This is a genomic window from Pseudomonas sp. NPDC096925, assembly GCF_044762545.1.
Taxonomy (GTDB): Bacteria; Pseudomonadota; Gammaproteobacteria; order Pseudomonadales; family Pseudomonadaceae; genus Aquipseudomonas.
This window is the reverse complement of the sequence record NZ_JBIWEM010000007.1, coordinates 136152-149136: the sequence shown is the minus strand read 5'-3', so window position 1 is coordinate 149136 and position 12985 is coordinate 136152. Positions and strand designations below refer to the sequence as shown.

At 57.7% G+C, this 12985-nt stretch carries 7 protein-coding genes and 1 pseudogene; 3 read left to right on the top strand and 5 right to left on the bottom strand.

Annotation, left to right across the window (positions count from 1 at the left end; translation table 11 throughout):
• Positions 1-41: 41 nt before the first annotated feature.
• Positions 42-425, bottom strand: a complete 384-nt coding sequence (locus ACIQYU_RS19590; RefSeq protein WP_207837225.1) for a MerR family transcriptional regulator — start codon at positions 423-425, stop codon at positions 42-44.
• A 166-nt stretch (positions 426-591) separates the two neighbouring features.
• Entirely contained in the window at positions 592-1170 is a 579-nt protein-coding gene (locus ACIQYU_RS19585) for an NAD(P)H-dependent oxidoreductase (RefSeq protein ID WP_207837189.1), read from the bottom strand.
• 777 nt (positions 1171-1947) lie between these two features.
• Between ACIQYU_RS19585 and ACIQYU_RS19580 the strand changes: the two genes are divergently transcribed.
• Positions 1948-2649, top strand: coding sequence for a response regulator transcription factor (locus ACIQYU_RS19580; protein WP_233687443.1), 702 nt, complete (start codon positions 1948-1950; stop codon positions 2647-2649).
• Here ACIQYU_RS19580 and ACIQYU_RS19575 read toward each other — a convergent pair.
• Positions 2646-4136, bottom strand: a complete 1491-nt coding sequence (locus tag ACIQYU_RS19575; protein WP_233687442.1) for an ATP-binding protein — start codon at positions 4134-4136, stop codon at positions 2646-2648. The two genes, ACIQYU_RS19580 and ACIQYU_RS19575, sit on opposite strands and share 4 nt — an antisense overlap.
• A gap of 71 nt (positions 4137-4207) precedes the next feature.
• On the opposite strand from ACIQYU_RS19575, the gene ACIQYU_RS19570 reads away from it, so the two are divergent.
• Complete coding sequence (locus ACIQYU_RS19570; protein WP_402801620.1) at positions 4208-10153, top strand: peroxidase family protein; 5946 nt, start codon at positions 4208-4210, stop codon at positions 10151-10153.
• Positions 10154-10173: 20 nt separating this feature from the next.
• Here the strand turns inward: ACIQYU_RS19570 and ACIQYU_RS19565 are convergent.
• Together ACIQYU_RS19565 and ACIQYU_RS19560 are read right to left on the bottom strand one after the other, a co-directional pair.
• A pseudogene (locus tag ACIQYU_RS19565) lies at positions 10174-10311 on the bottom strand (integrase); the annotation flags it as partial.
• A 155-nt stretch (positions 10312-10466) separates the two neighbouring features.
• A complete protein-coding gene (locus tag ACIQYU_RS19560) occupies positions 10467-11381 on the bottom strand; it encodes a LysR family transcriptional regulator (protein ID WP_233687440.1) in 915 nt (304 codons plus the stop codon).
• Between the two features lie 206 nt (positions 11382-11587).
• Here ACIQYU_RS19560 and ACIQYU_RS19555 point away from each other — a divergent pair, with 206 nt between their 5' ends.
• Entirely contained in the window at positions 11588-12610 is a 1023-nt protein-coding gene (locus ACIQYU_RS19555) for a zinc-dependent alcohol dehydrogenase family protein (protein ID WP_063913469.1), read from the top strand.
• Positions 12611-12985: the final 375 nt, after the last annotated feature.

The following is a 12985-nucleotide window of genomic DNA, read 5'->3' as shown; positions in this document are numbered from 1 at the left end:
GGCACGGGGCGCCATGGCCGTTCAGGGGCGGCGGTGCGGATTCAGCGGGCTTTTTCCAGGTGTTCGAACTGGCATTGCATCTGAGCATCCTTGAGGCTCAGCTCAAACTCAACCAAGCCGTCATGCACTTGCTGCAAGGCCTGGATCTGCCCCATCAATTCCTGCTTTTTGTTATCGATGGCCTGCATGGCCAGATCCCAGGGCAGCTCCTGGCCGCGATGATCCTGCAGAATGGCCTGCATTTCCTTGAGCTTGAAACCGAGTTGCTGAGCGCATTTGATGAAGGTCAGCAGCTCTACGCTTTGCTGGCTGTAGACGCGGTACTTGCCTTCGCGTTGCGGGGGGGGCAACAGGCCGATTTCTTCGTAATGTCGAATGCTTTTGACGGTGGTGCCCGACAGCTGGGCGGCTTTGCCGATGTACATGAAAATCCCTTTTTTTGACGCATCAGAAGCGGAAAGATGTCGCGCGCTCGTACAAGCGCGCGACATCTTTGCACAAGCGTCAGGGGGTGGGAAGCCAAGGTGGACAGGGTGTCACGGCAGGGAGGCTCGGTTGGGCAGCGCAGGGGCACGGCCCGACCGGGGCCGATCAGCGGCTGGCGACTGCCTGGACTTGTTTGAGCCAGGCTTCACGCTGTTCCGGCTTGGACCCCAATACCGGACCGAAGGTCAGGGTTTTCAGGGGTTTTATGCCGCAGAACTCCAGGGTGGTCTTGCGTATTTGGTGCAGGCCCGGCATGCGATACACCCACCGGTAGTACCACGGAGGCGTGTCCATGGTCACCAGAAGGTGAGCCGTGCGGCCCTTGAGCAGCTTGTCCGGGAAGGGCGAGCCCTTGCGGTACTTGAAGGCAAAACCGGGCAGAAACACGCGGTCGAAGAACCCCTTGAGCAACGCCGGAATGCCGCCCCACCAGATCGGGTACACCAATGTCAGGTGTTCGGCCCAGGTAATGTCGTTCTGTGCGTCGATCAAATCGGGCTCAAGCAACTGGATCTGGTTATAGCCATCGTGCAAGACCGGATCGAAGTCCAGGGTGTCCAGGCGCAGCAGGCGCACCTCATGGCCTGCTTGCGTGGCGGCCTCGACATAACGTTCGGACACAGCGCCGCAAAAGCTGTCGTTCGAAGGGTGGCCGAGGATTACGAGCATGCGTTTGCTCTTCATGACGAACTCCAGATAATGAAGTGCCAAGGGTAAAGTCTGCCCCTAACGGTAGAGTCAAGCCTTGCCGGTTAGCGGTAGAGACAAACAGCCCAGCAGCGCTCGGGTGTAACCCGGCAAACCGTCATAAGCGTGGCTGAGGGTATCGCTGAGCGTCAGGGTGTCGAGCCCTGTCAAGGCATGATCGACCGGCATCACCAACACTTTCCCTAAAGACTGTCAGCGTCGCCGAAGAACATTTGTACAGGGCTGTATCCATTAGGGAATGCATTCACGATCGGCTGCTGTCGACCGATAGCGGACAAGATCAAAGCAGGTCTTAAAGTCATCGAGACGGCGCACGTGCGTGACGAGAAAGGCGCTCCTGATTCGATAGATACACGGCTGACTGAAACTGAGCATCAGATCCAGGGAACCGTGGGTAAGCCGCGCGCAGCCACGCTCAAAACCGGTGGGCGATGGCTCACTCAAGTCCAGGCTCGGCTCGATGGTATCGATCTCACAAAAGCGACCGTTGGTCGGATAAGGTTGGATCCGGGCTTTATGCGGCTGCATTTTTTTGACGCTTTCATAGTGCTTTAAAAACAACGGGTTGTGGTGTAGTTGTTCATATTTCTTGTAAAGGTGATTGTTCGTTGACGATCGGCTTGTGTCAGGCCTGAGCCTGATTTTCGAACGCCTGGAGCCTGGAGTACACGATGGATGACCGCTGTCATCCCGGCTTTTCTGCTATTAATGAATGACTCTTCGTTCGAGTGCTAGTCCTATCGGGAGCGCGTCATGAATCCGTTCATTCGTATCGGCATTGTCGACGACCATCCGTTGTTGCGTGAGGGCGTTGCCAACATACTGAGACGACGGGCGGATCTTCAGGTCATGGAACAGGGCGCCAGTGCGCAAGATGCCAAGGATATCGCCCAGAGGGTGCGTCCGGATGTGATGCTGATGGACGTCAATATGCCGGGTGATGTTTTCGCTGCGGTGCGGTTCATTTCCACTGAACTGTCGGATGTGAGGGTCCTGATGCTGACGGTTTCAGAATCCGAAAATGACGCCTTTTTGGCGCTGGAGGCCGGCGCGTTCGGGTATGTGTTGAAAGGTGTCAGCGGACCGGAACTGGTCACGGCTATCAGGTTAGTTGCCAAGGGGCAAACGTATATCACCCCCGATTTTGTCAACAAACTGCTGAGTAATTTCAAGAAACATGAAGCGGAGAATCACGCGTTTGATCTCACCCAGCGCGAAGAGCAAGTTATTTATGAAGTTTCAAAGGGGTTGACTAATAGGGAGGTTGCGTCAAAGCTGTTTATTAGCGAAAAAACAGTCAAGCACTATATGAGTTGTGTGATGCAGAAGCTGCACGTACGAAATCGTGTCGAAGCGGTCACGGCCCTACGGTATTACAGGGAACGCGAAGCTCTCGGGCGATTTCACATCGGCGCAGGGAAAACACCAATGTATGCCCGGAACCGCTCTGACTAAAGTTTGAACTGTGCATTGACCGACGTTCCTGATGTACTAGAGTCGATACTGAACAACCCGCCCAGAGATTCAACGCGATAACGCAAACCGGCGAGCCCCAATCTGGTTCTGCCGGATATATCGAGTTGCATGGCGTCCGCCGCCATACCCGGACCACTATCCCTGACGCTGATATTTAATACCTGATCAATGTATTGCGCTTGGATGACCTGACCCTCGCCGTTGGCATGACGGTAAGCGTTGTTGAGGGCTTCTTGCACAAAACGGTACAAACAGAGTTTGAGCGGCAGCGGCGTGGCGTCAGGTAGCGGCCCTAGGGCTAAGTTGACCTTGGTGCCGGTACGTTGCTCGTGCCGTTGCGCCACCAGTTGCAAGTCTTCCACCAAGTTCAAATCGTTAATTTCCGGAAGTGCCAGACCTCGTGATAAGTCGCGGATCTCCCGCAGTGCGTCGGTGGCGGCACCACGAATGGTTTCGAACGCCTCCTGATCGACATCCGAGCAGTTTTCGGTCAACTCGTCGAGCCAGATTAGAATCAATGTCAATAACTGCGCCGGCCCGTCGTGCAGGTCTGCACCAATCCGCCTCAAGTTGAGTTCGTTGACTCGAGAAAACTCCTGGGTCGCCGTCGCCATCTTGAGCTGGAGTTCGGCATTGCTGATGTGTAAGCGGGTTTGCTCCTGCAGCCGCAAGTGCAGCGCCACTTGTTGCTGCTGAATAATCTTGTCACCGCGTCGCACGATGAAGAAAAGCAGCGCCAGCATTGCCAACGTCGCGGCGCCCACGACCCCCCATACCTGCTGTCGGACGCGATTGATCTCGAGCTCCAGAGTATCGGCCTTTTCATAAAATTCGCCCACAGCGATGATTTTCCTGGAGCTTAAATCCCGCAGGGGCGCGTAGATCTCGTAGAGCGGAACGTTTAGATTGCGCTCGAACTCGTTCTCATTCTGGCTCAGCTCTTCAAGGGCAGTGACCACTTTGCCCTTAAGCGCCTCGGTGATCTCGTCTATTGGGAATTTGTGGTTGGTGATGGCTTTATTCGTGCTGTAGACCACCGTGCCATCCGCTCGCCAGATCTTGATCGAGACAATGTGTTGATTTAACGCACGATTTTCCATGAGGCGGTCCAGGGACTGGACACTTGCAGTCGAAAGGCTGTTGTCCCGGATCATCTCCTGCACATAGGGTTCCAGAAACGCTTCCATGTAGTGGGCGCCTGCTTCTGCCGCGCTTTGTACTGCGGCACTTTCTATTCGTTCGCTTACCAGCTTGCCGACGGAGAACATGGTCAGTCCCAGGATCACCGCAGCGGCAATGACAAACTGGGTCGAGTGACTTAGTTTGCGCGCTCGGCCCCTGATCCGGGTGCGCCAGATTCCATTGCGAACCTCCTCGCAAACAGGAGGGGCTGGTTCGACCAAAGGCTGAGCTTCATCTGCGATAGAAGTCTCATTTTTTGATTCGACCTTTGCATCTTTTGCCATCGGCTTGGTTCCCTGATCATCGTGATAAGTCGTTTGAAAAACCCAGCAACTCAGGATATCTGGAGACTGACATGTATGGGCTAAAGCGCTTCACTCTTAATCAAAACGATATTTCGTTTCTTGACCAGCAGGTTACGTTTCCGACCATTCATGTCGTCGGTTATAACGCCGCCGGCTTTCCTCTTTACGGCTACAGTGGTTCGGACGGCAAGGTCCATGTGCTCGGTATACTCGGCAGCTTCAATCCCCTGGATATTCCGGTCGGCGAATCCCGCTGGTACAACGGCGCACGGGACCCGATCGGCTTGCGCGACGTCTCCGGTCACTTCAATAACCTGACCCAGGACGGACAGAGCTGGGGCAGTTTTGGTCAGAACTTCATTCGCCTGACCCATTCGGACTACACGCATTACGTTCATCAGAACCTGGATAACGCCGCATTGGCCGGACCGGGCATTCCCGCCGGTGTCACGCCCATAGCTGACAGTAGCTCACTGTATAGCGATCCAACAGCTTCACTAGTGGACTACACCCCCCGGATGATCAGCCAGACCATCGTCAGTGGCGGGGTAACTTTTGCTACCGATGCCAACGGGTACATCCAGCATACCGACACGGGCGTAGCGATCGTTACTGATCCGGGGATTCTGGGCACCATTGGCGAGGTGGATAGCACCTCACCGGATTCCGGGCAGTACTACATTCGCAACCAGAACACCGTCAGCGGTGACCCGTCGACAACCGGCTGGTTCACCTTGTTCGGGCAGTTTTTCGACCATGGGCTGGATTTCATCAACAAACCCAATCAGAACGCGACGATCACTATTCCTCTGGCGCCGGATGATCCGCTGTACGGCTCCATCGGCCCGGACGGGCAGCCGGTTTACTCGATCAAAGTGCATCGGGCTTCGGTCAGCGAAGTGGACGGTCAAGGCCAGGCGCAATACGTCAACCTTGACTCGCCCTACATCGATCAGAATCAGACTTACGGCTCCAATGAGGCTGTGACTCAATTGCTGCGTCAATGGGTGGCGGACCCCAATCACCCCGGCCAGTTCATCGCGGGTGCGGCGCTGTTTGACGGCACAACCTTAAGCGACGAAGCCTCCTGGACCCTCAACGGTGTGCTGACCCATCAGACGTTGCCGACCCTGAGCGAATTGCGCGCTCATGTGCTGGCCACCGGTCGCGACGATCTGACCTGGGACGATATCGTGAACTTCCGCGTGCGGGATGCCAACGGCCATGTACTGGATGCCGATCCTGGGACCGCCGGCGTACAAGCGGTTTACACCCGCGAGGCGATCCTGCTGGACATGAACCCGCACTTTGATGATATGCATATCGATCAAGCGAAACTGATGTCGCTGGATGCGCACATCACCAGCATCACGTTCGACACGAACAACCCTTATGGGATGGTCATCAATTATGACAATTCGGGTCCGAAAAACTTGTTCAGCTTTGTCAACTTTTCCGACTTCTCCATCAGCGCGGTTCCCGGCAGTGCCGATTTTGCGGTGGCCAACGAGTTGCTGCTGCAGTCGGTGGGTGATCACTACATTGCCGGTGATGGTCGGGTGAACGAAAACTTCGGCCTCACCGCCATTCACCACATATTCCATGAAGACCACAACGTGCAGCTAATCAACCTGCAGAACGAGGTGCTGGGGCAGACAGACGTCAATGTGCGGCATAACTGGCAGGTCCAGGTGAGCAACGGTAGCGGCGGTTTTTACACTGATGCCAACGGTAATTTCACTCTGCCCGATGGCGTCACCGTGTCCTGGGATCAGGACAAACTGTTCTATGCCACCAAGTTGACCGTGGAAATGGAATACCAGCACGTTGCGATCGACCAATACGCGCGTTTGATCACCCCGGATTTGCCAGAGTTTGTGACCTATGACTCGGGCATTAACGCCAATATTTCTCTGGAGTATGGCCAAGCCGCGTTTCGTTTCGGCCACTCGCAACTACGCGAAACCATCGATGCTCTGGAAAAAAATGCCAGTGGTGGCTACGACCTGACCGGTGCAATCACTCACTACGCGCTAGAGCAGGCTTTTCTCAACCCCGGCGGTTTTGCCGAGGTGGGGCCGACAGCCATTGCTCTGGGCATGACCCGGCAGATCAGCAACGAAATCGACGAATTCGTGACCCCGGCCCTGCAACAAGGCTTGCTCGGTCAACCGCTGGACCTCGCGACCATCAACCTGGCTCGTGGTCGCGACTTGGGTCTGCCTACCCTGAACCAGGCGCGTCAGCAGATTCACGATGCACTCGTCGAGGAGAGGGCGTCGCCGGCAGGCGCGCAGCATCACACGAACCTGATCGTGGATGGCTTGACGCCCTATACCAGTTGGAGTGACTTCGCCAACAACATGATTCACCCCGAGTCACTGGTGAATTTCATCGCCGCCTATTCATTTGATGGTGATGTGGCCCATGCCCAAGCCATCATCGATGCCGATACCTCAGGTGTTACCACCAACTATGCCGGCGGCAGCGTCACGGCTGAAGAGGCGGCCTATTTCCTTTCCGGTGCGGCAGATGCCAACGGCAATCATGTGGCCGGTTACGACGGCTACAACGCGATTGATCTGTGGATCGGTGGCCTCGCGGAGAAACATGTCTACACCGGGCAACTGGGCACCACCTTCAACGCTATCTTCGAGGATCAGATGGAACGGTTGATGGATGGCGACCGTTTCTATTATCTGTTCCGCCTTGATCTCGGCTTGCCGGCGATGACCAACCTCAACGAACAGGTAGTGACCGAGCAATTCAAGGACATCATTGAACGCACCACAGATGCCCGGCACCTGGCCGGTGATGTATTCGGTTACGCCGACAGCTACATCGAACTGAGCAACACCGACTCCGGCGCAAGTGCGACGGCGTACAAGGGCGAGCACAAATATGGCACGCTGATCGAGGCGAACCATGTCGGCGTTTACTCAAGCGGTGGCGCGGGCGGAATTGGCGGTAACGGCTTGCTGGTCAGCCTGACCAGCCCGGAAACGCATACCGTTCAAACCTATATCCGTGACTACCGTCCGGACCAGGGCCAGAACCCTGATGGCACAGCGGCAGTGGGCTACAACTCGCACGAAGTATTGTCTGGCACTGACTACAACGACTGGCTCGACGCTGGCGATGGCGACGATACGATCTATGGCGAAGGTGGCGATGACATCCTTGATGGCAAGGCCGGTGCCGACCATATCTATGGCGGTGACGGCAACGATGTGATCTACGGCGGTGATATCGAAGACTTCCTCGATGGTGGGGAAGGGGACGACACCATCTATGCCGGGACCAGCGCAGGTGCCCTCGATGTGGTGATTGGCGGTAATGGCAACGATCACCTCTACGGTGAAGCCGGGATCGACGAGTTGTACGGTGGCGCTGGCAATGACTACATCGATGCCGGCGGCGACACTGATCTTGTGCATGGCGGTGACGGTAACGACGAGATCTACGGTGGCGACGGCCCGGACATTCTGTTCGGTGAGGACGGCGATGACATCATTTCCGGCGGTTCCACTGGCGACCAGGAGTTCGGCGGTGTCGGTGACGACATTCTGCTGCCTGGTCTGGGTGGCGCTCCGGGTCAAGGTGACGGCGATGAGGCCCTCGGTGACGTGGGCTTCGACATCGCGGCCTTTAGCGATGTGAACATTGCCCTGGATGCGGCGGCAGACCTTAACAATCAGAATATCGTGGCGGCGCCGGGCACCGCTGTGCTGTTCCAGCCGTTCAACGCCTTGCTGACAGACATTGAGGGTTTGATCGGTTCACGCTTCAGCGATAGTCGTGCAAGCACGACGACTCCGGCCAACCCTCAGGCGGGGCTGATCGGTAATGCCACGGAAAACTGGTTGATAGGCGGCAGCGGCGACGATGTTTCTCAAGGTAATGGCGGAAATGACGTAATCGTCGGCGATTCGATCAAACTCGCCGATCTGAATCACTTGCTCGCCAGTCAGGGGTTCGCTCAGCACTTTACTGGACTGCAAGCGGCCCGTCTGGACTTCATTTTGGGTGATAACCACGCAGCCCCAGGCACGGCCGATGGCGCAGCCGATGAAGCGCTGTACAGTGGCAATTTTGCCGACTACAGCATTACCAAGTTCACCGACATTCGGCTGGGTGGCGAGTTGATCACGGCGTTCAAAGTGGTGGATTTGCGGGTCGGCGCGGCGAATGTCGATGGCACTGATATCGTGACTGGCATTGAAAAACTGCGCTTCGCCGACCGCACAGTCAACCTGAACATCACCAACAGTCTGCCAACCGGCAATGCGTTGCTGTCGGGGTTTGCCACTGCGCCGACCACACCTAGCCGTCCGGTGCCGGCTCAATACCGGCTGACCGCCATTACCTCAACCATACAGGACGCTGACGGCTTGCCTGGGCCAAGTGGGTTCACCTTCCAATGGCAAGCACTGGTGGGGGCGGCCTGGATCAGTATTGCCGGGGCGAATGCTTCGACCTTTGCGCCCACCTCGGCGCAGTTCGGCCAGCAGCTACGGGTCATCACCACTTACACCGACAACAACGGCACAGTGGAACAACTGACGTCCGAACCTTCGGAAGCGGTAGGGCGCTTCATCGAAGGCACCAACTTCTTCGGCAACACGCTCAATGGCACCAACTATCAGGACATCTTGATGGGTTACTCGGGTAATGACGTCCTCAACGGCGGACTGGGTTCCGACTTACTGGACGGCGGTAGCGGTAACGACACGATGCTGGGTAACGCCGGCAACGACACTTACAGGGTGGATGCCAATGGCGATGCGGTTCAGGAAAACCTGAACGAAGGCACCGACACGGTCTTGTCGTCGGTCAGCTACACCCTGGGTGCCAACGTCGAGAACCTGAGCTTGCAGGGGGCGAACAACATAAACGGCGCAGGTAACGGGCTGGACAACGTCATCCATGGCAATAGCGGTAACAACCAGCTTAGCGGTGTGGCCGGCAACGACACCGTCTTTGGTGAGGCAGGCAACGATACGCTGCTGGCATCGCTGAATGACGGCAACGACCACTATGACGGCGGTACGGGCACCGATACCTATGACTTATCGGCCACATCGGCGTCGGCCACGGTCGATTTGCTTGTTGGCACGTCAACCAGCACCCAAACCGGCAATGACTCCCTGACCGACATCGAGAACGTCACCGGCAGTTCTGGCGTCGATCACATCCAGGGCGACAGCGTTAGCAACCTTTTGCAAGGCCAGGGCGGCAACGACTGGATCGACGGTGGCAGCGGAGACGACATCCTGGTCGGTGGGCAAGGTCTGGACAGCCTGTTTGGTGGTCTTGGTAATGATACCTTCCGGGCGTCGGTCAATGACGGCAATGACAGCTACGAGGGTGGTGGCGACACTGATACCTACGACCTGTCGGGGACCTTGGCCAACGCCACGGTCAACCTGTCTACTGGCCTGGCGAGCAGTTCGCAAACCGGTAATGACACCTTGAGCGGCATCGAGAATGTTCTCGGCAGCAACGGTACCAACAGCTTGACCGGCGATAGCGCCAACAATGCCCTGACCGGGCAAGGCGGCATCGACACCCTCATTGGTGGAGGCGGCGCTGACACACTGACCGGCAACGGCAACCGCGACATTTTGACCGGTGGGGCGGGGGCGGACATCTTTATGTTCAGCGCAATGAACGACTCCGGCACTTCGACCGCTAGCCGCGATGTGATCACCGACTTTGCGCAGGGAGCTGACCACATCGATCTGACGCTGATCGATGCCCGCACTTCCGGCGCAGGTTCCGCCGGTAATCAGGACTTTGCCTTCCTTGGCGAGTGGAATGGCGTCGGCACTGAGTTCAGTAACCAAGCGCAATTGAAGTACCACTTCGCCAATGTCGGTGGGGTTGAACACACGTATGTGGAGGGCAATGTCAACAGCGGTAATGGCGCAGATTTCCAGATTGATCTGGTCGGGCATGTCGCCCTGACAGCGAGCGATTTCGTCGGCGTGGTGTAAGGCTTTCAACCAAAAACGGCGCCCTCCTTGAGCCAGGTCTGGACCTGCAAGTACACGCCGGGGACTTCGCCATCGGCGTACTTGCCGGGGGCGGTCACGCTGCGCAGGAAGGCATCGCTGAGTTTTTGCCGGAACGCCGGTGCGGGATGGGTCGGCAAAATCTGGGGGGTATCGTTTTTCAGGAAATGAAAAGTACCCCAAACGATACCCCCAGTTACGTTGGAAATGAGTGGAATACGACGGATGGCAACGGACAGAAAATTCGCCTATCTATCTGTATTTGCAGAGGTTATTGGAATTCAGTAGAACACGCTCACAGGCTATCGGGGTCGCCGAAGAACATCTGTATCCGCGACCGCAACCACCGCTCCGCCGGGTCATTGTCTTGCGCCCCGCGCCAGGCCATGTGCAGCTCGAAACTGCGCACATCCAACGGCAGATCCTCGGCCCGCAACCCACCCGCCGCGGTCAGCGCATCCGCCGTGTAGTCCGGCACCGTAGCGACAATATCGGTGCCCGCCAGCAAGCTCCCCAGCCCGTTGAACTGCGGCACGGCCAGCACCACATGGCGCTTGCGGCCAATCTCCTCCAGGGCCTCGTCGATGAACCCCGACAGGTCCCCGGCAAACGACACCAGCGCATGCGGGCGCGCGCAGAAGTCGTCCAGGGTGATGGTGCCGGGCACGCTGTCGGCTCGCAGCAGTTTCGGCATGCTGCGGCGCAGCACCTTGCGCTTGGCGTTGGCTGGCAGTTCGCTGGTGTAACTGACCCCCACCGAGATCTCGCCCGAGGCCAGCAGCGTCGGCATCAGCAGGTAATTGACCCGACGTACCACCAGCACGATACCTGGCGCTTCGGCGCGGATGCGCTTGAGCAACTGCGGCAGCAGGGCAAATTCGGCGTCGTCCGACAGGCCGATGCGGAACACAGCATTGCTGGTGGCCGGGTCGAATTCGGCAGCGCGGCTGACCGCAGTGGAAATCGAGTCCAGCGCCGGGGACAGCAGGGAGAATATTTCGTGGGCCCGGGCCGACGGCTCCATGCTGCGGCCGGTGCGCACGAACAGTGGGTCGTCGAACAGGTTGCGCAGGCGTGACAGGGCCGCGCTGATGGCGGGCTGGCCGAGGAACAGTTTTTCCGCGGCACGGGTCACGCTGCGCTCGTGCATCAGCGTTTCGAACACGATCAGCAGGTTGAGGTCTACGCGACGCAGGTCGTTTCGATTCATCGGTGCGCTTCGCCTAAAGTGGGGCAGAGGTGAATCTTAAGGCCAAAGGCTGGTACCCTGCACGGGTTTAGGGGGACCAATCGCAGGGAAAGTCAGGTGCCCAATCGATGACAAGCATGTCGACTATTAATGACCACTGATGGTCTATCCGGCAAAGCCCGGATAGAGTTCGTGGTAATTAGAGGTTCACAATGGCGAGGTATGCGATGTCCCGCATGATCCGTTTCCACAAGTTCGGCGCTGCCGATGTGCTCCGTTGCGAGGAGCAGCCCGAACAGTCACCCGCTGCCGGCGAGGTACAGATCCGCGTCGAGGCGGTTGGCGTCAGCTGGTATGACGTGCTCTGGCGCCAGAACCTGGCACCATCCCAGGCACGCCTGCCGGCGGGGATCGGCCACGAGATGGCCGGGGTGGTGACCGCGGTTGGCGAAGGGGTCGAGGATATTGCCGTGGGCGACCGGGTTGCCAGCTTCCCGGCCACCAGTGCCAACGACCACCCCGTGTATGGCGATGTCATCGTGCTGCCGCGTACGGCCATTACCCGTTATCCGGATGTACTTACCCCGATCGAGGCCAGCGTGCACTACACGCCGCTGCTGATCGCCTATTTCGCCTACGTTGACCTGGCCCGGGCCAAGGCCGGGCAGACCGCGCTGGTCACCGACGCCAGCCACTGCGCGGGCCCTGCCTTCGTGCAACTGGGCAAGGCCCTGGGGCTGAAGGTGTTCGCCGCCACCAAGGAGGCGGAACAGCGTGAGTACCTGCTGGGCCTGGGCGCCGACAAGGTGATTGTCACCGAAGAACAGGACCTGCTGCTGCAGATTGGCAAGTACACCGATGGCCGTGGCGTGGACATGGTCCTCGATGGCATGGGCGGGCCGCAGATGTCGCTGCTGGGCGATGTGCTGGCACCGCGTGGCAGCCTGGTGCTGTATGGCCTGCAAGGCGGCAATCAGACGCCGTTCCCGGCCTGCGCGGCATTCCAGAAGAACATCCAGTTCCATGTGCATTGCATTGGCAACTTCACCGGCAAGCCGGAACTGGGCATCAGCCAGGACCAGGTGGCACTACAGCGCGCCCTGCGCGATATCAACCAGTTCACCGCCGACCAGTTGCTGACACCGCAGATCATCAAGGTGTACCCGTTCGAGCAGGTAGTAGAAGCGCATCGCTACATGGACCAATGCCCGTGTGGCGGGCGTGTGGTGCTGGACATGGCGCAACACTGACGGCTGTTTGCATTATCAGGAAACCCGGGCAGAGTCCCGGGTTTTTTGTGCCCGGTACATAAGGTTGATGCTCAAAAGAAGAATGATCCTACAATAAAGAGCGAAGCGGACTACATTTGGCGCGATTATTCAGTGGCTCGTGGAAATATTCCGCCAAGTTTTTTGGCTTGAACTGTTTTTGCCTGGCGGTCAATGTGTTTTCTCACTTCGGCTGAATGGTTTTTTTACCTTGATCTGTATCTTCTATTCGCCTTGCATCCCTCGATAATGGCTCAATGATGGTTTGCGCAAGGAGCGTGGAATGAGCATGGCTATGCCCGAGCCAGGGCGGTACATGGCAGCGGCGGGGCGTCGCAGCGACGCGTTTTTCTCGAT